We start from the raw sequence: 24880 nt of genomic DNA on the forward strand, positions 1-24880 counted from the left end.
GAGGTGTTAGCGGCAGGGCGCAAGCCCTCCGGTCCCTCATCGTTCCCGAAACACCGGAGGGCTCGCGCCCTACCGCTAAAAAATGCTTCACAGCGTTGCCCGGAGGGTGTCGAAGCAAATCACGCCCGAGCCCTCGACGCCGGCTTGCCGTCCCACGTGAACGAGCATCTCGATCCACACGTTCAACAACGCGGACTGCCGCACCGCCGGCGGATGGATTCGCTGCGACCCCGTCCGGGGTCGATGGGAGTCGGCGACGTGCTTCCCGGAGGTGGCGCTGCGCTGACCTCCGGCTACTCGCTGAAATCCCTCCGGGATATTCGGTTCGCTGGCGTTCTCCGTTGACACCAAACGAATTATTCTTGTTAGCGGTATCGGTCTCACGCTACCGAGTCGATTGTCCCGAAGGTGCGACCGAGGCGATCTCTTTGGCGGCGACGAAGAAATTATCGACTTGGGCGGTGTCCTTGAGTCGATCGAATTCCTTCGCCATCTCGGCGGCAAACTTCTTTTCCGTCAGATCTCGAACCAGTTCGCTGCGAACCGCTTCGATGTCGGCGACGATCGGTTTGGTCCGCCCCTGGCACTTCATGATGATGTACTTGTCACCGGTCGCGATGATCCCGCTGAGTTCACCCTGCTTGAGTGCGAACGCTTGACGCTCGATCGTTGGCTGGCCGCTGTACTTGCGGATCGGCGGAACCTTGCCGCTGTTGCTGGCCGAAACCGGCTCGATGCTGTACTGCTCGGCCAGACGTCCGAAGAATTCTTCCGACGGGTTATCGCGGGCCATCTTCCAGACCTTTTGTGCGGTCCGCTGGTCGCTCAAGACACAGGCCAGGATTTCCACGCGGGGACCGAAATTCGATTCGAAGCCCTGCTGCATGTCGTCTTCGGTGACCGCCACGCGATCTTCGACCAGCTTCTTCAGTGCAACACTGGGCCAAACAACGTCTTTGACGTAGATGTCATAGGTCGTGTCGCCGTCGCTGGTGACCGATTCGGTCCAGGCTGCCAAGTCGGCCGACCCATCGCTGCGGATGTAGCCATAGCTTTTCGCCGCGCGTGCGATCTCGGCTTGCAAGTCCGCTTCGGCGACCGTCTTCTTGGCTTTGGAAAGGGCTTGGGTCAGCAGCTTTCGATTGATCTCACCGTCCAAGACGTCTTTGCCGTGTCGCTTGACACACTCGGCGGCCAATTGGGCGATGCTGATGCGTTGGTTGTTCACGATCGCCGCGACGCCGGGGTACTGTTGCATCAGCTCCGCGTTGCCGAGGACCTTCACCAGGTTGGCGTCCCGTTGCAGTTTCGCGAACAATTCGCTCGCGGCACCCTTCATCTTTTGGTCACGAATTCGGTCGCTGATCTGTTCGCGAATCGTCGGCATCGCCGTCATCGGCGGCGTCGTGGCCGGGATGCGTCGAACGGCTTGTAGAAAAATCCATTGATCGGCCAATTGCATCACGGGCGAGATTTGGTCGTTGGCCAGTGCAAATGCGGCTTCTTCCAGACGGGAATCGCCGGTGTAGCGTCGAATCGGGGGAATCAATCCGCCGACGCTGGCGCTGACTTCGTCCTCGCTGTGCGCTTTGGCGAGTGCACCGAAGGCAGCCGGCGTGGTCGTCGCTTGCTGGTGCAGCTCGCGTGCTCGTTGTTCGTCGGCCACCATGATCATCCGGCACTTCACCGCTTCGCCGTACTGGGCCAAGTACGCGCGATTGAATTCGTCTTCGGTCGGCTCCACTTGATCGGCCACCAGTTTTCGCAACGCCAACATCGGCCACACGATCTCGCGGCCGTATTGGCCCGGATCAATGTCGCGTTCTTCTTGCAACAGACCTAAATAGTCCGGCACGCTAAAGCCGAACTTGGTCGCCAAACGTTGGATTTCTTGTCCCACTTCGGCTTGCGTCACTTCCAGACCGCGGTCTTTGCAGGCCTGCAGAATCAGCTGGCGGTTGACGATCACGTTGTCCAAAACCGTTTCGCCGTAACGTTCCAAGGTTGCCGTTGAAAGCATTTGGCGGGTGATCGGATCGGCGTTGACCACCGCGACGACCGAATTGCTTTCCTGGCCGACCGCGGACGATACGGACACAGCGGCCGAACAGAAGAGGGCGGCAGAGAAAACGAGGGCGGCAAAAAAGCCTTGGGTGGGAAGGGCGGAGCCAACGGCAAAACGGATGTTGCGTTGCCTATTCGTAGAAACCATGGCGATCACTCCTTTGAATCGTTCGCACGGGTCATGCGTTGCGGGAATCGACCCGGAAAACTACTCGGTCCGGTCGACTGACCCGCGAAAGTAGAAAAATTTCCGTTTCGCCTCAAGTCGAATCCCAATCCTGCCGACCCGCCGCACTGCGGTGGCAAGATTGGCGATCACGTTCGACAATAAGGCTGCATCGCAGATCCTTTCCCGTCCCCATCGAATCCCCCGACGAAGACTCGCCGACGTGCAACGCCCCAACATCATCTTCATCATCACCGACCAGCAACGTTATGACACGATCGCGGAGCTGGGTTATCCGCACGTTCACACGCCCCACCTGGATCGACTCGTCCGCGAAGGCGTCTCGTTCGATCAGTGCCACGTCTCCGCAGCATCCTGCGCCGCCGCCCGCGCCAGCCTGTTCAAGGGATACTTTCCCCACACGACCGGAATCCTCAAAAACGCCGATCGCTGGCGGAGGAGTTGGATCGAGCGGCTCAACGACGCAGGTTATTATTGTGCGAATATAGGTAAAATGCACACCTGGCCGTTTTTGACCGAACTGGGCTTTCACGAGCGATTTGTCGTCGAAAACAAAGACCGCTATCTGGAAGGTCGCTACTTCTTTGACGAATGGGACAAGGCGCTCCGCTTTCGCGGACTGGTCAAGCAGCAACGCGAGCAATACCGCAAACTTCCCGATTACAACGAGTCGCTCGGCGCGTTCGACTGGGAATTGCCCGACGACACCCACCCGGACTTCTTCGTCGGGGACATGGCCAAATGGTGGATCGAATCCACGCCCAAGAAAGACCCGCTGTTTTTGCAGATCGGGTTTCCCGGACCGCATCCCCCCTACGATCCGGTGCCACGCTATGCCGAACGTTACCTGAAACAGGACTTGCCGTTGATTCCGGTCACCCGAGAGGAACTGGACGGGCAACCTCCGGCGCTCCAAGAGTTGCGGGTTCACAATTCGCAGGTCGACCATGATTCGGTCGTGATGCCCTTGGACGTGACGCCACAGCAGCGCCAGCGTCAGCGCGCGTATTACTTGGCCAACGTGACGATGATTGACGAAAAGGTCGGCCAGATCATGGCGGCGCTCGAAGCGGGCGGGTACGCAGAAAACTCGATCGTGATCTTCACCAGTGACCACGGGGACTGCTTGACCGACCACGGCCAAAGCCAAAAGTGGACGATGTACGAACAGATCACCCGCGTCCCGATGATCGTCTGGGCACCCGGCCGGTTTGATCAGGGCCGGCGGGTCGACGGTCTGGTGCAGCAGATGGACTTGGGGCCGACGATTCTGGAGTGGGCCGGCGTCGACGTGCCCCCGGACCTGGAAGCCGTCTCGTTGGCCGGTGCACTGGAAAACCCCGACTCGTTCCAAGGACGCCCGTTTGTGTATTGCGAACAGGTCAAAGATGCGGTGTTGACCGGTTGTGAGTTCATGACGATGGTTCGTGACAAGACCCACAAGCTGGTCCACTTTCTCGATGAACCCCACGGCCAGCTGTTTGATTTGGTCGCCGACCCCGACGAATTGAACAACCTCTGGGACGAGCCGTCAGCTCAATTGCACCGACGGCGATTGCTCGACGAGTTGCGTGAATGGCGAATCCGCAGCGGCGTGCACACCAAAGACTGGTGCCGCGACCATCGGTAATCGAGGGTGACGCAACCTGCGCTGGTGTGCAGGCAACCGCCGCCCGGTTTCGCTGCGGAGCAGCGAGCGGGATGCGCCTGAAGGCTGGACACCAACGTGTGCGTCGAAATTCCGGGGCAGCACCCAGTCGTGCGGGTACGACCTGGCCGGGTTTCTGCGTAGAATCATGCGTCGCAACCCTTGCACCCCGACTCGTCCCGTAAACGGAGTTCCCGATGCGTTTTTTCGCCAAGAGTTTGTCGGTCGTCACGCTCGCCGCTTGTGCCTCGTTCTCGCCTGTTGTCGCTGAAGAAAAGTCCGCCGAAAAAGTCTCCGGCATCGACCTGTCGATCTTCAGCGATTCGGTCGCTGCGGGTGACAATTTTTATCGCTATGCCAATGATCGTTGGTTGACCGAAACGGAGATCCCATCGGACAAATCAAACTACGGTATCTTCACCGTTCTGGATGACAACACGCGTGCCCAAGTTCGAACGCTGATCGAACAGGCGGCCGAATCCAATGCGGCGCCGGGCACGCCGAAACAGAAAGTCGGCGATTTGTACGGCAGTGTGCTCGACGTAGAAGCGCGAAACGCCGCGGGGCTCCGCCCGATCGAACCGTTGCTGGCGGAGATCGCGGCGGTCGATTCACAAACCTCGCTGGCAACCACGATCGGCTCACTGCGCCGCGCCGGCGTCGGAGCGCCGCTGGTTCCCTATGTGTCGATCGACGCCAAAAACAGCGATGCCTACACCGTTTACGTGACGCAATCGGGCCTGTCGCTGCCCGACCGCGACTACTACTTGCTGGACGAAGAACGTTACGTCGAGCTGCGCCAAAAACTGCACACGTACATCGCCGATCTGCTGCGGTTTGTCGAGCACCCCGACCCCGAGGCGGCGGCGAAATCGATCGTCGACATCGAAAGCAGGATCGCCAAGATTCATTGGACCAAAACGGAAAACCGTGATCCGATCGCCACCTACAACCAACGAACGCATGCCGAAATCGATGCGATGTTGGGGACGATGAAGTGGTTCGATTACGCCCAAGCCGCGGGGATCGACGCCCTCGACACCGTCGTCGTCCGACAGCCGTCCTACATCGAAGCGTTGGCGGAGCTGTTCGACGAGTTTTCGATCGAGCAATGGAAAGACTACTTCACCTACCACACGATCGACGGTTCGGCGTCGGGGCTGAGCGAAACACTCGAGAAACGCCATTTCGATTTCCACGACACGGCGATCAGCGGAATCGACGTCCAGCAACCACTGTGGAAACGCGGTGTGGACGTCACCGGCGGCGTGCTGGGCGAACTGGTCGGCCAGTTGTATGTCGAAAAACACTTCAAACCCGTCGCCAAGAAACGGATGAACGAATTGGTCGACAACTTGATTCGTGCCTTCCGAGGCCGCATCGAGTCACGCGACTGGATGGGCGAAGGGACCAAGAAACAGGCGCTCGAAAAACTGTCCAAGTTCACGACCAAAATCGGTTACCCCGACGAGTGGAAGGACTACGACAAATTGAAGATCGGTGACGGCGTGCTCGGCGATCATTTGTTGGCGTCGGCCCGGTTCGAATACGAGCGTGACCTCAACAAGCTGGGTGGTCCGATCGACCGCAATGAATGGCACATGACCCCGCAAACGATCAATGCCTACTACAACCCGACGATGAATGAAATCGTCTTTCCCGCGGCAATCTTGCAGCCGCCCTTTTTTAACCTGGCTGCCGATGATGCGGTCAATTACGGCGGGATCGGCGCCGTGATCGGTCACGAACTCAGCCACGGGTTCGATGACAAGGGCAGCAAGTTTGACGGCAACGGCAACCTGCGGATGTGGTGGACCGAAGAAGACCGGGCGGAATTCGAGAAACGCGCCGGCGGGCTGGTCGAGCAGTACAACGGTTTCGAAGCGATCGAAGGGAAATACGTCAACGGCGAGTTGACGCTGGGGGAAAACATCGGCGACTTGGGCGGATTGAGTGTCGCCTATGCCGCCTATCGCTTGTCCCTCGGCGACTCCCCCGCTCCGGTCATCGACGGCCTGACCGGTGACCAACGGTTCTTCCTGGGCTGGGCCCAAATTTGGCGACGGCTGTATCGCGACCCCGAGTTGGTACGGCGACTGAACGTCGATCCCCACAGCCCCAGCGAGTTTCGCGTCAACGGAATCGTCCGCAACATGGATGCCTGGTACGAAGCCTTCGAGGTCAGCGAAGACGACGAGTTGTACCTGGCTCCCGAGGACCGCGTGCGAATCTGGTAGCTGTGAGCTGTTAGCACACAGCGGATGATGACTGCGTCGCTGCCGTCGCCAGACGGCGGTCTTGGCAAGACGGGGGTGGCAGAATGATTCTCCCGCATGATTCTGCCACTTCCAATGATTCCGTTATCGAGAACGCGTTGGTAACGAGCGGACGCAGCGACTGCTACTCCTCGTCGCTGGTGCGTCCGGCGGCCCATTTGCGAACGATCCGCAAACGTTCTTCTTCGGATCCATAGATCAGCGCCATCGCTTCTTCGCCGCCGACGATGTCGAAGGCCGTCAGCACTTCATCTTCATTGAGCAGTTGCTGGGATTGGAACAGACGAACTTCGGCGAGCGTTCGCAAGTTCAGCCCGCCTCCGCTGGCCAACAGCGACCCGATTCGTTTGCTGGCGATGGCAGGGGTCAAGCTGGGAAGTTCCGTGGTGATGGTTTCCCGATCGATGATTCCGAAGAAATTGGCCAACTGCTCGCCGATGTAGTCCCTGGAGGCCATGTTCTTCGTCCGAGCTTTCTGGGCGAATTCGAGTGAATCAATCGTCTTGGAGACCCCCAGCGATTTGCCGGTCGGCACGTGCAGCAGCCGGCAGCGGCTGATGTTTTGGGTGTACTCGCCACGCAGTGGTTTGAGCAGGACATCGAGATGGATGATCAGATCCAAGCCGGCCTTTTGAGCGCGTCGGACGTTGTCCGACGAGTCGCCTTCGCCGAGAAACACGATTCCCGGCCGCCACAGTGGGAGGGAGTCGCCTGCGTTTTCGATCAGTTGGACAAACTCTTCGGAGACCGTTTCCACGCTGCCCGATTCGGAGGTGACATCCGTCATCGCTCGACCGAAGTCGCCCTGGGTGTAACGTCGATCAAACTCTTCGCCCAGGATGGTGGTCACCATTCCCAACGTGTTGGACAGGCTCGTTTCGGCTTCTTCACTGATCATGGTCACGTCGAGGGCGGCGAGCCTGTCGGCCGGACTCAGGGCGGCCGGGGCAGCGGCACGACTGCGGGCACGGCCGGAGCCCATCATCATCATTTCTTGTTCGTACATCTCATCCATGCCGTCCATGTCTTCCATGCTATCCATGTCCTCCATCCCCGGTCCGCCACTGCCGCGGGGGCCGCGACCTCCGCCGGGCACGCCGAAATCTTCTTCCATCCCAAAGTCATCCATGCCGGCTTCCATCCCGCTGTCGTCGAAGCCGCTGCCGAATCCGCCGCGTCCGGCCGGATTGACGTCACCGATCGGTTGCGGATCGGTCGCGTCGCCGCGCACGGCGTATGAGATGCCCCAACGCAATTGCCACGTCGGGCGTTTCATCAGGGGGCTGTACTTGACCAGTTGCAGCTGGTTTTGGGCCGATTCGTACTCGGCGACGATGTGGCCAAAGTAAAGCCGCATGGCCAATTCGTGTTTGCCTTTGGCGTAGGCCACGATGGCATCGTTGAGCAACACGGGGCCGGCTTGGACCGGCGGCGCGGCAGCGGGATCGGCCAAGGTCGCGAAATTCGTCGATTCAAACGCCGAAGTCAGGGCTGCGGAGAGCCGTGCGGCGACCAGGTCTTGGGTGGACATGCCGCGTCCCGGCCGGGAGCGTCCACCCGGACCCGACGATCCGTACATGTCGTAGTCGTATTCCTCCATGCCCATTTCCATGTCCATCTCGTCTTCGTACCCCTCCATCCCCATCTCGTCCTCGTAGCCTTCGGTTTGGGCATGTGCGGGGGGGGCGGAGCAGGCGATCCCGGCCAGGGCGATCGCGATCACGACCAGCGGCATTGCCGCGGCCTTCGGCAAACAAAACAGGTACCCGAACCGTTGCGGAACGTTCATCAAAAGAGTAGCCATGTGCGATCTCGTCAGAAGTTGCGACGAAGGAGACGGCCGACCGTCCCTCATCTGCGGGGCTGAAGTCTGCGGGGCGGAGCCACGATTGACGCGTTAAAAGTGGTGCGTCAATCGGCTCAAAAGCGGTCAATTTCTCAACCGCAATTGCCGGTTACAGCGTATCATAGACGCCTTCAGCGGCGAGTGTTGCATCTCCACCAAGTTGGGAGAATGTAAAAAAGTTTCTCAATGTGCAGAAAAACACCCCCCTCGGTGGGAACCAATCGCCAAACGATCAGTCGAAGTCAACGCTGAGGTCTCGGCATCGAGCTGTACGCGCGGGCAGCTGAACCCGCACGGGGTGTGCCGAACCTTCCACCATTTAGGAATTCACCGGAACGAAATGGGATCACGCCGGCGATCAACGAAAGGTAGCAACGCGAGCAATCGTTCGCGTCGGTTGGATGCTGGAATTTCCCAGCAGGTGGGTGGCGACGAATCAGCCACCGGCGAACGCGAGTTGAAAAAGGCGCGGTCGTCACGCCGTCGTCGTCGACTGATTTTTGAAAGTCTGGGACAGCGGCGTTTGCTGGCGGTCATCAGCGGGTCGGTCTACCACGACCTCGACGGCTCGATGCGTCCGGACCCTTCGGAAGTCCGGCTCGATTCGCGACTGGCGTACATCGATGCCAACGAGAACGCCAACCTGGACCCGGGCGAACCCTACGCGATCGGCGATGACCAGGGCCAGTTCCGGTTCGACGATCTGGCGGCCGGGACGTATCCGGTGCGGTTGTTCGACGGATCGCAGCAGCAACGACAAACCTTTCCGGTGGGCGCCGTGCAGACGCCGTTGCCGGCGTCGTTTCAATCGCCCATCGATGCGATCCTGGCCGGCAATCAGCTCGGCGTGTTGACCGAGGACACGCTTGTACAGGTCGATACGGCGGGCACCCGAACGTCACAGGTCCCCCTGAGCTTTACCGCGACGGCACTGGTCACCGCCACCGCCAACGGCCCGACCGGTGGGGTTTCGGCATCGATCATCACCGGCACCTTCGCCGAAGTTGGACAACAGCGATCAGGCATCTGGTTGGTGCCTGCCGGCGGCGAAGGTCCGCGTTTGATCCAATATTCGGCCGACCCGCGTGCGTTCGCAGCTCCCCAATCCGCCGTCGGAGCCGACGGCAATGGCGTCGTGATCGCTGCCGGCAGCGAACAGGGCGACCCCGGGACGATTCATACGCTGCGGATCACGCCGTCCAGCTCCGGCGACCTGCCGGTTTACGCACAAGTCACGCCGACCCGTGTCACCGTCCCGTCCAGCACCCAAGTGCTCGCGTCAGCCCACTCGGTCGATCTGTCGACAGCTCCCGGAGAAATCGGCAGCCGCAGCGTGATGGCGTGGCCTCAGGTCGCGACGACCGACTCGATGGCCGCCGGCGAGGACGGTTCCACGCCGGCATTGATGGCGACGCTGTGGAGCAACGAAGCGGCCAGCTGGATCTCCGGCACCGAAACGGTAATCGTAGGCGCGACGGAGTTGCTCAGTTTCGATGATGCCTTGGGACTGCTAGCGGTGCGTTATTCCGAAGGCGACGTGGGCATCCTGGATGTCGACGCCGGCTTCGCCCCCCTGCACCGCTTTGCCCCCATGCCCGGCCCGTCCAGTTTCATTCCCGGACAAGAGGCCATTGCGACGGTCACCGCCCGCGATTCGGGCTTTGTGCTGTTGCTACACGACATCCGCGACGGCGAGCTTTTGACGAGCCTTCCGATCGAGACCGAATCGATGGGCAATCCGGTCGGCATTGTCCCAGGCCCGTCGCTGGATTCGTTGTTCCTGCTGGGGGACTCCGGAACCTCATCGGTCAAGTTAAATCAACCGGTGGCGCACCGCGTCGTGGTGGAACGTGAAGACGACGAGGTCGAGATCGAATTCGGCGTGCAAGTCGATGGCGAGAACGACCATCCGAGCGTCCCCGATCGATTCAGTGCGTCGATCCGCGAAGACGCGACGTTCGAAATCGACGCGTCTGAAATCGCCGCGTTGGTTGCCGATGCCAACCGAGACCGGCTGATTTCATTGATCGTCGAAGAACCCGCCCACGGTTCGGTCACGCTCCGTCCCGACGGCGGCCTGAAGTACCAGCCCGATGCCGACTACAACGGCATCGACTCCTTCTCTGTCCGGTTCCACGACGGACAAGCCCCCTCCCAGCCGATTCAATTCAGCGTCTCGATCGCCCCCCAACCCGATCTGCCGCGCGGCATCCGACTGCTCGGTGACGGTGTCCCCGAGCACGCCCAAGGCCGCTACGAAGTCGGTGCGCTCCACATCGACGACGCCGACATCAACAACGACTACGACCTGGAAGTCTACGATCCGCGTTTCATGATTGAAGACGGCATGCTGGTGTTCGTCAACGGAGGCCTGGATTACGAGGTCGAACCAGAGATCTATCTGCTCGTGGCGGGATTCGATCGCGACGCCGGACAGTACTTCAGCCACGACCTGGTGGTCCCGGTCCTGGATGAAAACGATCCGGTCATGGATCTGATGGCGTACTACACGATGGTGATGGAGAACGACGAACAAGCGTTCGTGGCCGAATTGGAAGCGTTCGACCAGGATCGCGGTCAGACCCTGACCTTTTCGGTCGATGACGAGCGATTCGTCGTCCATGGGGACCGACTTTCGCTCAAGGAAGGTGAATCGATCGACTACGAAGCCGAGTCCGTGGTCGTTCTGACGGTCACCGCCAGCGACAATGCGGGAAGCACCACGTCGACCGAGATGCGCGTCCCGATCGTGGATGTCCCCGAAGCGATCACCGAAATCACCTTGTCCAACCAGACGGTGATGGAACTCGAATCGGGCGCGGAGGTCGGGGATGTCCATCTCGATGGTCTCGCGGCCGCTGACAGCTACGAACTGACCGTCGACGATCCACGTTTCGAAATCGACGGATCACAGCTGAAACTCCTGGACGATCGATTCGTCCGCCGCTCCGCCGCCGAACAGATCGAACTGACGATCACCGCCCAAGACACGTCGGCCGTCTTCGATGCCGTCACGGCCACGTTTGTGATCGAAGTCCTGGAGAACGAAACGCCGTTCCACAACGATGACAATCCCTACGACGTCGACGGCAACGGAACCGTGACGCCGCTCGATGCACTGGCCATCATCAATTATCTGAACATTTATGGTCCCGGTCCGGTCGGCCCCGGTGACCCCGGCTACGGATACGACGTCAACGGCGACGGACAAGTCACCGCGCTGGATGCCTTGCTGGTCATCAATATCCTCAACACGCTCCAGAATGGCGGAACCGTCGGCGGCAGCAACCACAGTCCCGCGACCGGGCCAGATGCTGGTGATTCCAACGACCAAGGGACCACCGAAAATTCTCCTGCCGACCGCGCCCCGTCCGGCTCGCCCTTGCAAAACACACCCTTGGTGGACGCGCCACAGGCTGACCCATCACACGGCGGCGAAAACCAGAACACCAGCGGCCCGATCAACGATGCACCGTCCATCGCCGGCACGTCCGCAAATCGATCCGCGATCGTCACCACAGCGGATGCGACGTTGACGTATGAGCAAACGATCCAAGCAACCGATTGGCTTCACCAGATCCGAGACGAAGACCAGAACCCCGAACTGACTCGTGCCATCGACGAGCTGATCACGTTGCTCGATGAATCGAAGGAGTGATCAAGGCGCCTCGGACGTTTTGCCCAGGATCACCGACAGGTACGGTCGTTTGGCGTCGGCGAACAGCCACGGTTTGACGCGGTAGCGAATCCGAGTCTTCTGGTTGGCTTTCATCCAGAACGTCCGCTCGACTTCACGACGCAGCTCCACGGATTTGTCCAGCTTTCGTTTTAAGCTCGATGCCCGGGGCATGTCCGCCCAGAGGACGATTTCCAGCGTCACGCCGGGTTCACGCAGCTTCGACACCGCTTCGGAAATCAGCTGGACGGCGTGCAAGCTGAGTTTCCCGGTGGCCGCGTCCGGTGGCTCGAACGAATCGAACACGACCTGGTCTTCGATTTTCGGCAGCGCGTCCAGGTCCAACTGCGATTCCAACTCGGTAAGGAATTTTTGGAATTGCTCTTTCTCGCGGTCGATGACCCGCTGGTGTTCGTTGACGTCGTCGGGGCCGACATGCTTGTCCGACTTGTCCTTCATGTTCTCCGCCAGGGCATAGATCGGCTTTTGCGCTTCTTGCTGAATCACCTCGTTGGAGCGGCTGCCACTGAGATGACCGGGTTGGCCGGAGCTGGAGAATGCGTTGACGAAGGAGCCGGTACCGGAGTGCATGTTCGCCCCGGTCTGTTCCTTGGCCAATGAATTGAGCACGATAAAAAACGCCAGCAGTGCCGTCATCGTGTCGCCGAACGAAACCAGGTACGCCTTGCTGGGAACGCTCGGCGCCAGTTTTTTCCGTTTGCTCATCGGTTGCCCTCGTATTTTTCAATCACGATTCGAACCATTCGCGAAGTCACGTTGTCGGCGACGCTGGTTCCGATTTGCCCCGGACGGGCGCGTTCGACGTGGTACAGATGGTCTGCCAGCGCACAGACCCGTTGGTCCATGTCACGGTCCGAGATTTCGAACGTGCAGTGAATGCTAAGCGACCTCAATTGAGCGGACAACTTGGCGGCGACTTGCATCCCGCGTTGGGTGAGTTTCAGATTGCGATCGACCAGTTTGTCCAACGGCATTTCAAAGGCGTAGGACTTCATCACGTCCTTTTGACTGGCCTGTTCGCTGACCGCTTCCAAACCGCGTCCGATCGCTTTGGTCGTCATTTCTTTTTCGATCGGCGGCATTTCGCTGCCCTGCATCGCGATCCGAGCCGCCCGCGGACGGATCCGTTGGCTCCACGAGTTGCGATCCAACTTGTCATGTTCATGACCCGCCACACCCGTCGCTCCGGCAGCGCCGAACACGCTGGCGGTGACCTTTTCAAACCGCTCCGGCTCGGTCGTGGCAAACGTCAACAACAGAATAAAGAACGTCATCAACAGCGTGATCACGTCGCTGTACGTCATGAACCACGCCGGGATGTCTTCCGGCGGGTCGTCAGGGGTATCGCTCGCCATCGGTCTAAGCCTTTGCCAAAATCGATCGGCGAGATTTCGGAGACAGGAACCCGAGTAGTTTTTCTTCGACCACCCGTGGACTCTCGCCTTCACCGAGCAAGGCGATGCCGCGAATGATCAATTCACGAATCATCGTTTCTTCTTGGTTGCGCGTTTCCAGCTTTCCGGCCAACGGAATACAGACCACGTTGGCGATCAATGCTCCATAGAGTGTTGTCAACAACGCGGTCGCCATCCCGCCACCGATCTTGCTGGGGTCGTCCAACGAGCGAAGCATCTGGACCAGACCGATCAGGGTGCCGATCATGCCGAACGCGGGCGCGGCTGCACCGGCCGAGTCGACGATCTTCTTGCCCGTCACGTGCCGTTGCTCGATGTACGCCAGTTCGGTTTCCAGCGTCCGCGCGACGTCTTCGGCCGGGACGCCGCTGATCAGCGATTCCAAGCCCCGTCGCATGTAGTCGTCTTTGATCTCGGCGGCTTGATCTTCCAATGCTAGCAAGCCGTCTTTACGAACGACTTCGGCGAACTTTTTGAATTGCGCGATGGTTTCCTGGGCGCTGGGCAACTTGAACAGGAAGCACTTCAAGATGACGCCGAAGGCGCCCAGGTTGTACTTGAGGGGAAAGTTGATCAGGGAGGCCGCCGTCGCACCCCCGAACACGATCATCATGCTGGGGGGATCGATGAACGGCCCCAGGCCGCCTCCACCCATCGCGATCGAGGCCAGAATCAGACCGAACCCCAGGATCAGTCCGATGATTGTTGCGATATCCATTACAGCCGAGTTCTCCCCCGCGACACCGAATTGCCGCCCCTTAGTGTTCGCAGCCGGGGCCCGTGCGGAGGCATCCTGGTCTGCGTTGGAATCGAGTATCAAAACCGTCTTTCGATTCTTAGTTCACCGGTAGAGATCGACCGAATTGCCATCGACTCAGCCCCACAGGATGGCCTAATTGAGGGAACACCCTCACCGACAGACGGCGCCGAGACGGGGTTTCGCCAACATTCTCCGCAACTTGTCCTTAACCCGGACAGCTTAACAGGCCGATACAAACGGTATGTCTGGAATATTTTACCAAATGGATCTGTTGGGCTCGGCCGTCAACGCTTCGGAAAAAAGCCATCGCGTTGTCAGCCAGAACATCGCTAATGTCAACACGCCTGGCTACAAGACCAAGCGTTTGGAATTTGAGCGTTTGTTGGCTCAGCTTCAATCCTCCGAGGCCAAGGACGGGGCCGGCACTGAATTGCCGGTCAAGGATTTGGAGGGATTGGAAGAGCGGGTGGACGGGAACAATGTCAACTTGGAGAAGGAAGTAGCGGAACTGAAGGAGAACGCGTTGGCGTTTCAAGCCTTTTCGCACTTACTGGCATCCAGGGTTTCCACCATGCGGCGTGCCATTTCGGGCTAGGGGTGGTTTTGAGAGTTACCCCGACAATCAAACACAGTGACGAAGGAACGCATTGATGGTTCGATTTCCAACGATTGACATCGCCGCCTCCGGCCTCGCCGCCGAGCGGTTTCGGATGGAGGTGACGGCCAACAATATCGCCAATGCCGGCACCACGATGACGGACACCGGCGAGCCCTACCGTCGACAGGCGGTGGTGTTTGCCGCGGGGCTGGATCACGCCCATGGAAAACATGGCGGTGCGGCGATGCACGGGGTCGAAGTGGTCGGCGTCGAAGGCGACAGCAGCGAATTTCCGACCCTGTACAACCCGGCGCACCCACACGCCGACGAGAACGGCTTCGTGAAACTCTCCAACGTCAAGATTCCTGAAGAAATGGTGGACCTGATCACGGCCAGTCGCTCCTACGAAGCGAACTCCAAAGCGATCAGCGTCTTTAAAGAGATGGTCGAACAAACGCTCACACTGCTCCAAGGAGGCCAGTGATGTCTGCCCTGCCCCCCATCGGTCCGAATCCGTTGGCCACCAACCCCGTCACCACGACGGGGTCGCCCAACATCGCCTTCCCCACCGCGGTCGAAAAGCCCGAGGCGGGGGATCGCAATCTGTTCATGGACCTGATGGCCCGTGCCAACGAAGACCAGATCCGATCCGAAGAAGCGATCCAAGGCCTGGTCTCGGGTGAAAACCAGGACGTCCAGCAAGTCGTCATGGAGGTCGTCAAGGCCGAGATGTCGTTTCAAGTCTTTATGGAAGTCCGCAACAAAATCGTCGATTCCTACAACGAACTGATGCGCATGCAATTCTAGCCAACCCCCTGCAGTTTTAGACGACCTTCGTGTTACCTCCCAAACGCGACTTTCGCTTGCTTGATTTGCCTTGAACGTTATCCAGCCCTATATCGATGCCCTCCTGAATATCTGGCGGCACAGCTCTCCTTCAGCAAGGATCGGAATCCTGCTGTTGGCGGTGCTGTGTGCGGTCACCGTTGGAGGCGTGGGCTATTGGTCGGTCCAACCCAGCTACGTCGTGCTGGTCAGCCAGGCCGAAGGGGACCAAGTCGATCGTGTGATCAACGCCTTGGACAAGGCCGGGATCGATTACCAACTCTCCGGAGCCGGCGGGAATCTGTTGGTCGACAAACGCGATTTCGCCAAAGCCCGTTTGTTGGCACGCACCAATGGCGTTGCAGACGCCGGGGCCGTCGCCGATCTGCCCATGGGGGGTGCGTTCGGCAGCCCGACCGAACGCCGCAACCGAGCGCGTTTGCAAAAGCAACAAAGCCTCGCCTCGACGATCAAGAAACTCGAGATCGTCGAAAACGCCGACGTTCACCTGAACATTCCCGACAAGGGCCCGTTCGAACGCAAAACCTCTCCGCCCTCGGCCAGCGTCATGCTGACCCTGCGTTACGGAGCCCGGTTGAACGACCAGCAAGCCGCCTCGATCGCTTCCTTTGTCGCCTATGCCGTCGAAGACCTGCGTCCCGAAGCCGTTCAAATCACCGACCGAGACGGTCGCAGCTATACCGTGCCGGACGAGCAGGCACAGCAAATCGGTAGCCAAGTCGAGTACATCGCCGAGGCCGAACGCAAACTGGCCCACAAGGCCGAATCGCAACTGCTGCAGTTCCTTGGCTATGGCAACGCCAGTGTCCAAGTCAGCTTGGACATGACGTTCACCCAGGGTTCGACCAAAACCACCAAATACGACGCCGACGGCGCCGTCCCCAGCCAAGAAGACTTGATCTCCGAAACGACCACCAACACCGCCCCGGCCGCCGTCGGTGCCGCGGGAGTTGCGTCCAATTTGAATTCACGCAGGGGGGCGACCGGCACCAGCAACATTCTCAACAAGACCGAAAACGTCAAAACCAGCTACCTGGTCCCGATCACCGAAGAAACGCAAGCCAATTCCACGCCCGTCCGCAATTTCCTCAGCGTCAGCGTCCTGGTCAACTCCGAAGCCAACGGCATCAAGGGCGAAGACGGCGCGTTGACGCCGGGGCTGAACGAAAAAGTCAGCGCGATTGTCAAGAATGCGGTCGGTTTTCGCGACGACACCGACACCATTTCCGTCGAAATCCTGCCATTTCCCGAGCCCTTGCTCACCATGACGGCTCCGGAAAGTACGTTTGACTGGACCAAGATCACGTCGATTGTTGAAAAGGCATCACTTGCGATTGCCGCCCTGCTGGCCTTTGTGTTAGGCCTCATGCTGCTCCGCCGGTTCGGACCGGCCAGCAAACCGGGCGGCATCGGAGCCGATCAACAAATCGACGGTACCCGCCTGGAAAACGTCAGCGAATTGTCCCGGATGATCAAAGAAAACCCCGAAGTGTTTGCACAGGTCGTTCGATCTTGGTCCGGAGCCGATTCCGATCGAGATTCCGATAAACGCAACGCCGCGTGACCACAGGAGGGTTGGCAACGATGAAGATGATGTTGACTCGACCCGAGCGTCTCGCGCTGCTCTTGCACCTGATGGGGGACGAGGCCACCGAGATGGCCCGGCAAGATCTCTCCGGCGAAGCCTTGGACGAACTCGATCAGGCACTCAAGGACTTTGAGTCCTATCCGCCCAGTCAGGAAGAAGTCGATATGGTCCTCGGCGACTTTGAAGACTACTTCCACATGGCTCTGCAGACGGTCGATAAAAAGGACCCCACGCCGGAAGACGAGCAGCACGACGACGACGGCCCCAAGATCCTGCAGATCGCCGAAGAAAGCTTTGACGTCGAAATCGAACCGACCAAACGCTTCACACCGCCAAAATTGACCGGCGACACCGTTCGCGATCTCAACTTGATGCACCCCTATCAAGTCGCCCAGGCGCTCAAGAACGAAAACCCGGTCGCCACCGCGATCGTGCTGCGCAAACTGGCCAACGAACACGCCGCGAAAACACTCGAATTCCTGCCCGAAGCGGTTCGCCCCAACGTGTTCCTGCAACTGGCCCAGCCGCTGACCGTTTCATCGTTGATCCAAGAACGCATTCTCGCCAAAGCACTGCAGTTGTCGCTTCAGGTCGAAGAGCGTGAGACCGAACAGGAAACCACCTCCCAGATGGCGAACCTGATGCGTTCGCTCCCCAGGGCGCTCCGCAAACCGATGCTCGACGAACTGGAAAAACGCGACAGCGACCTGGCCGAAACCGTTCGAAATCAACTCTACCGCTTCGAAGACATCGAGAAACTCGGTGACCGAGACCTGCAAAAACTGCTCGGACAATGCCAGACCGATGCCCTGGTCTGTGCCCTCCAGCAGGTCGATGAATCCTTGCTGACGTTCATCTTGTCCAACATGTCCAAACGGGCCAAGGAGTCGCTGCAAGAGGAAATGGAATTCAAGACCAACGCGACCGAAGAGGAGATCATGGAGGCACGGGGTTCGATTGCCAAAATCTTGGCCGGCCTGTGCGAAGCCGGTGAGGTGAAAATCGATTGACATGGCTGTGATTCAAATCCCCTTCGATCAATCCCTGGCCAACGTCACCGTCGCACGCGGCCCACTTGCGATGCCGTCGACCAGTGGCGTGTCCAGCGCCGCGATGAATGTCTCGGCGAATGCTCCGGCAGCATCAACACCGAACGCCCGGTCCGCCGCGGAGTCCCGCGACGACATCGCCGCCTCCGCACTGAAGACACTGCAATCGATCGAGCAGCAACTCCAGCACCTCGACGCCAAACTCGAGCAAGAGTTTTCCTCAATCGGTGTGCAGCTGACCGCGGCGGCCACGCAATTGGCCAAGCAGGCCCTCGGCAGCGACAGCAGCCTTGTCGAAGAACGCGTCGCACACTTCGCAAACATTTTGCTTCGCCAAGTGCACCCCAGCCAATCCGCGGTCATCTTCGTGAACCCGGACTGTGTCACGCCGTTGGAATCCTGGTTGTCCCAAGTGGAATACGAGGCGATCGAGATTCAAGCCGATGCCACGGTCCAGCCGGGCGACTGCCGAATCGAATCCAACGGCAAGGGCTTCCTCGCGTCACTGGAATCGTTCCTCGACGCCGCGGGGAAACAGATGTCGATGATCAGGGGAGACGCCTAGCATGCTGACGTCGACGCTGCGAAACGACCAATGGCTTCAAGCGACCGGGCGCTTGCAAAGCGTCGAAGGCCGGATGTGCGCGACCATCGATGCCGGGCTCGGTGAGCTGGTGCAAATCACCTCGTCGACCGGCCAGAGCGTGTTGGCCGAAGTGATCGGGTTCAACGACGATAAAGCGCAATTGATGCCCTATCATTCCGGCGTCGATTTCCAACGTGGCAACGTCGTGGTGTCCACCGGCAAACGGATGCGTGTCCCCGTCGGTCGCCAACTGCTCGGACGTGTCATCGATTCGCTGGGACGCCCGATCGATTCACTCGGTCCGATCCATTGCGACGCCACGGCCGAACTGCACTTTGAATCACCCGATCCACTGACACGTCCGCTGATCCGCCAGCCTTTCGTCACCGGCGTCCGTTCGATCGACGGGTTGCTGACGATGGGGCAAGGCCAACGGGTCGGACTGTTCGCCGGCAGCGGTGTGGGCAAGAGCACGCTGTTGGGCGAGATCGCCAAACACGCCTTATGCGACATCAACGTCGTCGCCATGATTGGCGAACGTGGGCGAGAGGTCCGTCCCTTCATCGAAGACACGCTGGGAAAAGAAGGCCTGGCCCGATCCGTCGTCATCGTCTCGACCTCCGACCAGCCGCCTTTGGCCCGGATCCGTGCCAGCGAATCCGCCGTCGCGATCGCCAGTTGGTTTCGCTCGCAAGGCATGAACATCCTGTTCATGCTCGACAGCCTGACCCGTCTGGCACACGCACAACGCGAACTCGGGCTGCTGCTCGGCGAACCGCCCACGTCGCGCGGCTACACCCCCAGCGTGTTCCAGAAGATGGCCCAGTTGCTCGAACAGCTCGGGACCAGCGACAAGGGCGTCATCACCGGTCTGCTGACGGTACTGGTCGACGGCGACGACATGAACGAACCGGTCGCCGATTCGGCGCGGGCGATCCTGGATGGACACATCGTTCTGGATCGAAAACTCGCCCACGAAGGCCACTTTCCCGCGATCAACGTGCTCAAGAGCGCCAGCCGGCTGTTCAAAGAGGTCACCGACAAACCGCATCAGCAGCAAGCCGCCAGCATCCGCCGGGTCTTGGCAAAGTACTTCGAAGTCGAAGATCTGATCCAAATCGGCGCCTATCAAAAAGGCGCCATGCCGGATTCCGATCGCGCGATCGAGACCTACCCCGAGGTCAACCGGTTCTTGCGACAGGCCATGGACGCACCGAGCACGTTGGCGTCGACCCAAGCCGGTCTCAGTAGGCTGCACCAACTGATCGGGCAGCCACAATGAGCGAATTAAAGAAAAAGATCGATCGAATTCGTCGCATTCATTCGCTGGAAACCAGTCAGTTGAATGTCTTGATCGGAGAACTCGCTCGCATCGATGCGATGTTGGCGTCGCACCAAAAACGACTCGATGAATTCGAAGCGTTAAAACGGCAGGGGCTGGAAATCAACCAGGACTGTTCGATTGAATCGCTCACGCAAACCAATCTCTGGATCGACAGCATCGATCGTTCCATCAAAATCGTCCGCGAAGTCCTCTCCAAATGCGAATCCGAGCGTGCCGAGGCGCGTTCGCGCGTGATGGATCAACGCACGCGGGTTCGCGGACTGGAAATCCTGATGGACCAGCGAAGGCTCGAATTTGATGCAGACGCCATGACGCAACAAATGTTATTGGCAGATGAAAACGCGCTTAAAAAGTACGCAAGGAATTAGAACATGAAAGCGATCATTACGGCGATGATTACCTGCGCCGTCATTTTCGGCTTGTCTGCCGGTGCAACCCAGTTCCTGCTCAAAAAGACGCCCGCCGATCTGGAGGCCACCGACTCGGCCGATCCGACCGAACCGCGGGGCGAACTCGCCGCCGACGAAGCGATCGATCCCCAGGGGGATGCCGTCCCCGTCTCCTTTCGCCCCGATAACAACGTCTCGGTCGAAGCCGTGCTGCAGATGAGCGACTCGATCAAACGCATGGAGCAGGAACTCGCCGAACGCGAAGAACGCGTCAAACGCGACGAGATGAGGGTCAAATTGATCTTCGATGACCTGGCCACCGAACAGGACGAATTGCGTGCGTTCAGCGAAGGCATCGACACCAAATTGGACATGCTGAGCCGGATGACCGAAGAATTGAAATCGACCTTGTCCGACGTCGAACAGAAAAAGACAGAACTCGAAAAACTGACCAAAAAGGCGGACACCAAGAAGGTCAACACGGTGTCCAGCGCCGACACCCAAGCCGATGAAGTCAAAGGCTGGTTCGAAGGCCTGCAACCCGAACAGGCCGCCGAATACATTCGCGAATTCTCCAACAACGGCAAGATGGGCTTTGCCGCTTCGCTGCTGCAGAAGATGCCCGACCGCCAAAAGTCGAAGATCCTGGGCGCCATGAACGACCCGATTCTGGTCGACCAGTTGATCGAAGCCTTGACAAACAAATAGCAACCGGATCCAAGGATGGAAATTGAAGACGTCGTACTGATCGGTCGTGAGTTTTTCGCGATGGCCTTGCTGCTGACCGCGCCGGTCGTCGTGGTCAGCCTGGTCGTCGGTTTGCTGATCAGCATCGGCCAAACCGTCACCAGCATCCAGGAACAAACGCTCTCGTTCGCACCCCGAATCGTTTGCGTGGTCTTCGTGCTGATCTTCATGTCCAACTGGTACCTCGTCACGCTCCAGAACTACACGCTGGGCTTGATGACACAAATGGTCGAATTTGTGAAATGACCGGCGACGTTGTCCTGTTTTTATTGGTGCTCGCCCGCGTCTCGGTATTCGTCGCGTTTTTTCCGCTGTTCAGCAAGAAACAACTTCCCAACCAGGTCAAAGCGGGACTGGCGACGGCGCTCTCTGTTTTTTGGTTGGCCGATGCCAAGAACGTGATGCCCCAACTGTCACTCGACGACGTCGGCAGCTTGCTGTTCTTGTTTCTGGTGTTCAAAGAGATTTGTATCGGCTTGTTGCTCAGCCTGGTGCTGGGGCTGTTTTTTTGGCCGGCGCGAATCGCCGGGTCTTACATCGCCCAGGAACTCGGGCTCTCCCTCGCTGCGATCAGCGATCCGGGCAGCCAGGATTCGTCGACGCTGGTCTCACGTGTCTTCGAAGCCTTTTCGATGCTGTTGTTCTTTTCGCTCAATCTGCATCACTTCATCATCCTCTCGCTGCACCTTTCGTTCAACGAGACGATGACGCGGGTGGGCCTGCTCGAATTGCCCACCGAAGAATTGGTGACTGCCTTCAATCGGACCAGCGATTACGGACTGTTGATCGTCGCGCCCCTGCTGGTGCTGTTGATGTTGGTCACGCTGGTTCTGGCGTTCCTCAATCGCGCCGCGCCGGCGATGAATCTGTTTTCGGTCGGCATGTCGATCCGCGTCGGTTTCGGCGGCCTGTTGCTGTTTCTGTTTTGCCCGATCCTGTTCGGTGCGGTCGAAATCTATTTCTATCGCGTGCAAGAAGACATCGAATACCTGATGCAATCGTTGTTGGGGTGATCGATGGCCGAGAATCAAGATCGCGATCAGAGGACCGAGGAAGCAACACCGCAGCGGCTGCGCAAAGCCCGCGAGGATGGCCAAATCGGGTTCAGTGCGGAGCTGGTCGGCGGAGTGATTCTGGCGACGACCGCGTTTTTCTATTGGTCCTTGGGAGATTGGTTCTTTGGCACCCTCACGGGATCCATCGAACACCGCATGACCGAATTCGAGGAAGTGGTGGTTGATCCTCGTCTGCTGGTCAAAGCCTTTATCGACGAAACCCTTCGCATCGGCGCGGCCGTGATGGCGATCGTCGCTCCCCTGGGCATTCTCGCGGCAGCCACCGGACTGCTGCAAACCAGTTTCAACCTCAGCTTTAAACCCTTGGAACTGAACGTCGACAAACTGAGCGTGATCAAGGGGTTCCAGAAAATCTTCTCGATGCAGAGCGCCGTCCGCGGAGCACTTTCGCTGGCCAAAGCCGCCGTCATCGTCGCCATCGCCGTCTTTGTCGGTCAATCAAAGATCGACCAGATCACGACCTCCGGATTCGGTTCGATTCAAGAGCTGATGTTTTTTCTCGGCGGATTATTGGTCCAATGCTCACTGGCCATTGCCGCCACGATCACCTTCATCGGCATGATCGACTTGGGATTCCAAAAATGGAAACACCTGGAAGACATGAAGATGAGCCGGCAAGACATCAAGGAGGAACACAAATCGTCCGAGGGTGATCCGATGGTTCGGGCACGGATCAAACAACTGCAAGCCGAAATGGGGCGTAAGCGGATGCTTTCGGACGTGCCCAAGGCGTCCGTCGTCATCACCAACCCGACCCACTTCGCCGTCGCGGTTCAATACGACCGCGATAACATGGAAGCGCCGATCGTGATCGCCAAGGGAGCGGACTTCGTGGCGAAAAAGATCATCGCGATCGCCAAGGAAAACGGTGTGCCCGTGGTCGAGAGAAAACCGGTGGCGCGATTCCTGTTCAAAAACGTCGAAATCGGCAACGCGATCCCGTTCGAGTTGTACCAGGCGGTCGCCGAAATCCTGAACTTCGTCAATCGCATGCGTTCGGCGATCTAACGCTTCAACGCGATCAGGTGAACGCCCATGTGTTGGCAAGGGGCGACGCCGCAACCCCTTGCTTACGCGTCCGGGCTAACGTCTTCGCCACCGCCCAAGAACGCCGGGCGAATGCCCATCAACCAGGCCGTTGCCAAGGCGCTGACCGGCGCCAGGAAGCTCAGCAACGCGCCCATCTTGACGGAGTCTTGGATCGGTCCCGGATTCGGGAATGCAGCGGTCGAGACGAACAGGGCCACGGTGAACCCTAAACTGGCGATGCAACCGATCACTGCGACGTGTTTGAGGTTCATTCCGCCGGGCAAATCGAGTTTTAACACGCGAACGGCGAAGTAGCTGAAAGCGAAAATCCCGAGGGGTTTGCCCACGAACAGCCCCATGGTCACCAGCCAGGTTCCCGCACCGACACTCGACAACACCACGCCGGCGTTGACCAAGGCGAACAGACCCAAGATCAGCTCGACGGGTTCTTTCCACCAATGCTCGAACTGGTTCAATGTATCTGTTTCTTCACCGGTTTCGGCAAACAGTCCCGCATCAGTGTTCGCGTGGGGCAAGGTGGCGATGATGGGCACCAAACCGAGTGCCGCGTGAATGCCGGCCATGTAGAACGAGATCCAACTCATGATTCCCGGGATGGCCAAATACCACCAGAAATTTCGTATCCCGCTGCGTTTGAAACCCAAGCCTGTCGTGACGGCGATCGCCGTCAGGCCCAACCATGCGAGGTTGACCTCGCTGGACGGATAAAACACCGCCAAGATCGCCAGCCCCAAGGCATCGTCGGCAATCGCCAACAGCAGCAAGAACGAAATCGCCGGATGCCCGTTGCCGAAGATCAAACGCGCAATCAGATAGCTGAACGCAATGTCGGTCGCACAGGGGATCGCCCATCCGTTTCCAAGTTCGGAGTATTGCCCCACGGCAACGGCACCGACCAGATAGACCACCGAAGGACCGACCACACCGCCGGCGGTTGCCAACAGGGGTGTCGCGGCGGTCCGCATGTTGGAGAGTGCCCCACCGGGCAAAATCGATTCCCAAACTTCTTTGGCGGCAATGGCAAAGAACAATGCCATCAGAATATCGTTGACCACAAAGTGGAATGTCAAACCATGACCGCCGTGATCACCGTGCCCGGATCCGGCAAACGGCCACAGGTTGACGTGCACAAAGTTGTGATACGAATGCCCGGAAAACAAGCCATCGGCGTTGGCCCACAACAAGGCAGCCAACGATCCCAGGACCAGGAACATGGAGTTGTTGTATAGGAATGATCGAACCGGATTCGCATTCGTCGATGCTGTCGCCATCAGGCTTTATCTCATCATCTACTTGGTAGGGAAGCACTATCTTGGAGGTCTCGCAAGCGTAGTTCGCGGTTAAAGCGGGGCGCCAGAAGTTCGCCGGCATGACTGACGATTGCCCCTCAATCGCAAGTCATTGACGTCGGATCGCCAAGACTGAGGGACAACCGTCACGCGTGAGACTCGCCGTCATTGGCGTGTGAAGCGTGAATGCCGTTGGTGTCCAGCCTTGAGGCGCATCCCCACGCGCTGCGAAGCAGCGAAATGGGCGGCTAAAGCCTGCACACCAGCGCAGGTTGGTGTCCAGCCTTTAGGCGCATCCGGGTCGCTGCTCCGCAGCGAAATGGGCGGCTGAAGCCTGCACACCAGCGCAGGTTGGTGTCCAGCCTTTAGGCGCATCTGCTCGCTGCGAAGCAGCAAGATGGGCGGCTAAAGCCTGCACACCAGC

General features: G+C 59.0%; 21 protein-coding genes. 15 read left to right on the top strand and 6 right to left on the bottom strand.

What is annotated here, in order from left to right:
* Window positions 1-385 precede the first annotated feature (385 nt).
* Window positions 386-2098 carry a peptidylprolyl isomerase gene (locus ABX749_RS00555; RefSeq protein WP_372894300.1) on the bottom strand — a complete coding sequence of 571 codons (1713 nt, stop codon included), beginning with the start codon at window positions 2096-2098 and terminating at the stop codon, window positions 386-388.
* Window positions 2099-2453: 355 nt separating this feature from the next.
* Between ABX749_RS00555 and ABX749_RS00560 the strand changes: the two genes are divergently transcribed.
* Window positions 2454-3881 (top strand): sulfatase, encoded by a 1428-nt coding sequence (locus ABX749_RS00560; RefSeq protein ID WP_372894301.1) that lies wholly within the window; start codon window positions 2454-2456, stop codon window positions 3879-3881.
* A gap of 215 nt (window positions 3882-4096) precedes the next feature.
* Window positions 4097-6136 (top strand): M13 family metallopeptidase, encoded by a 2040-nt coding sequence (locus tag ABX749_RS00565; RefSeq protein ID WP_372894302.1) that lies wholly within the window; start codon window positions 4097-4099, stop codon window positions 6134-6136.
* Between the two features lie 163 nt (window positions 6137-6299).
* Here ABX749_RS00565 and ABX749_RS00570 read toward each other — a convergent pair whose 3' ends face one another.
* Window positions 6300-7979, bottom strand: a complete 1680-nt coding sequence (locus ABX749_RS00570; protein ID WP_372894303.1) for a hypothetical protein — start codon at window positions 7977-7979, stop codon at window positions 6300-6302.
* 439 nt (window positions 7980-8418) lie between these two features.
* On the opposite strand from ABX749_RS00570, the gene ABX749_RS00575 reads away from it, so the two are divergent.
* On the top strand, window positions 8419-11679 hold the full coding sequence (locus ABX749_RS00575) for a dockerin type I domain-containing protein (protein WP_372894304.1): 3261 nt from the start codon (window positions 8419-8421) through the stop codon (window positions 11677-11679).
* Here the strand turns inward: ABX749_RS00575 and ABX749_RS00580 are convergent, their stop codons facing one another.
* From ABX749_RS00580 to ABX749_RS00590, 3 genes are read right to left on the bottom strand one after another with little or no spacing between them, the layout of a single operon-like run.
* Window positions 11680-12423 carry a flagellar motor protein MotB gene (locus tag ABX749_RS00580; protein ID WP_372894305.1) on the bottom strand — a complete coding sequence of 248 codons (744 nt, stop codon included), beginning with the start codon at window positions 12421-12423 and terminating at the stop codon, window positions 11680-11682.
* Window positions 12420-13073: a flagellar motor protein MotB gene (locus ABX749_RS00585; protein ID WP_145217391.1), complete on the bottom strand. Its 654-nt coding sequence runs from the start codon at window positions 13071-13073 to the stop codon at window positions 12420-12422. Before ABX749_RS00585 ends, ABX749_RS00580 begins: the two co-directional genes overlap by 4 nt.
* Window positions 13074-13077: 4 nt before the next feature.
* Window positions 13078-13851 (bottom strand): motility protein A, encoded by a 774-nt coding sequence (locus ABX749_RS00590; protein WP_095739174.1) that lies wholly within the window; start codon window positions 13849-13851, stop codon window positions 13078-13080.
* A gap of 283 nt (window positions 13852-14134) precedes the next feature.
* Here ABX749_RS00590 and flgB point away from each other — a divergent pair, with 283 nt between their 5' ends.
* The 12 genes from flgB to ABX749_RS00650 all read left to right on the top strand — a co-directional run bounded on the left by flgB (window position 14135) and on the right by ABX749_RS00650 (window position 23125).
* Window positions 14135-14488, top strand: a complete 354-nt coding sequence (gene flgB, locus ABX749_RS00595) for a flagellar basal body rod protein FlgB (RefSeq protein WP_095739173.1) — start codon at window positions 14135-14137, stop codon at window positions 14486-14488.
* Between the two features lie 55 nt (window positions 14489-14543).
* Window positions 14544-14975 carry a flagellar basal body rod protein FlgC gene (gene flgC, locus ABX749_RS00600; protein ID WP_259636646.1) on the top strand — a complete coding sequence of 144 codons (432 nt, stop codon included), beginning with the start codon at window positions 14544-14546 and terminating at the stop codon, window positions 14973-14975.
* Window positions 14975-15298 (top strand): flagellar hook-basal body complex protein FliE, encoded by a 324-nt coding sequence (fliE, locus tag ABX749_RS00605; RefSeq protein WP_145217385.1) that lies wholly within the window; start codon window positions 14975-14977, stop codon window positions 15296-15298. The genes flgC and fliE overlap by 1 nt, the downstream gene beginning before the upstream one ends.
* 70 nt (window positions 15299-15368) lie before the next feature.
* The gene (gene fliF, locus ABX749_RS00610; RefSeq protein WP_145217382.1) at window positions 15369-16901 is read left to right on the top strand and encodes a flagellar basal-body MS-ring/collar protein FliF; all 1533 of its coding nucleotides are present in this window, start codon (window positions 15369-15371) and stop codon (window positions 16899-16901) included.
* 26 nt (window positions 16902-16927) lie between these two features.
* Window positions 16928-17935, top strand: coding sequence for a FliG C-terminal domain-containing protein (locus ABX749_RS00615; protein WP_372894306.1), 1008 nt, complete (start codon window positions 16928-16930; stop codon window positions 17933-17935).
* Window position 17936: 1 nt separating this feature from the next.
* Complete coding sequence (locus tag ABX749_RS00620; RefSeq protein ID WP_372894307.1) at window positions 17937-18539, top strand: FliH/SctL family protein; 603 nt, start codon at window positions 17937-17939, stop codon at window positions 18537-18539.
* A 1-nt stretch (window position 18540) separates the two neighbouring features.
* Window positions 18541-19842, top strand: coding sequence for a FliI/YscN family ATPase (locus tag ABX749_RS00625; RefSeq protein WP_372894308.1), 1302 nt, complete (start codon window positions 18541-18543; stop codon window positions 19840-19842).
* A complete protein-coding gene (locus ABX749_RS00630; RefSeq protein WP_145217371.1) occupies window positions 19839-20273 on the top strand; it encodes a flagellar FliJ family protein in 435 nt (144 codons plus the stop codon). Before ABX749_RS00625 ends, ABX749_RS00630 begins: the two co-directional genes overlap by 4 nt.
* A gap of 3 nt (window positions 20274-20276) precedes the next feature.
* A complete protein-coding gene (locus ABX749_RS00635) occupies window positions 20277-21002 on the top strand; it encodes a hypothetical protein (protein ID WP_145217368.1) in 726 nt (241 codons plus the stop codon).
* Window positions 21003-21017: 15 nt separating this feature from the next.
* Entirely contained in the window at window positions 21018-21287 is a 270-nt protein-coding gene (locus tag ABX749_RS00640) for a flagellar biosynthetic protein FliQ (RefSeq protein WP_095739164.1), read from the top strand.
* Entirely contained in the window at window positions 21284-22054 is a 771-nt protein-coding gene (locus ABX749_RS00645; RefSeq protein ID WP_372894309.1) for a flagellar biosynthetic protein FliR, read from the top strand. The genes ABX749_RS00640 and ABX749_RS00645 overlap by 4 nt, the downstream gene beginning before the upstream one ends.
* Before the next feature lie 3 nt (window positions 22055-22057).
* The gene (locus tag ABX749_RS00650) at window positions 22058-23125 is read left to right on the top strand and encodes a flagellar biosynthesis protein FlhB (RefSeq protein WP_372894310.1); all 1068 of its coding nucleotides are present in this window, start codon (window positions 22058-22060) and stop codon (window positions 23123-23125) included.
* A gap of 62 nt (window positions 23126-23187) precedes the next feature.
* On the opposite strand, the gene ABX749_RS00655 is transcribed toward ABX749_RS00650, so the two are convergent.
* Window positions 23188-24438 (bottom strand): Na+/H+ antiporter NhaA, encoded by a 1251-nt coding sequence (locus ABX749_RS00655; RefSeq protein ID WP_372894311.1) that lies wholly within the window; start codon window positions 24436-24438, stop codon window positions 23188-23190.
* Window positions 24439-24880: the final 442 nt, after the last annotated feature.

Source organism: Stieleria sp., from assembly GCF_041595215.1.
Taxonomy (GTDB): domain Bacteria; phylum Planctomycetota; class Planctomycetia; order Pirellulales; family Pirellulaceae; genus Stieleria; species Stieleria magnilauensis.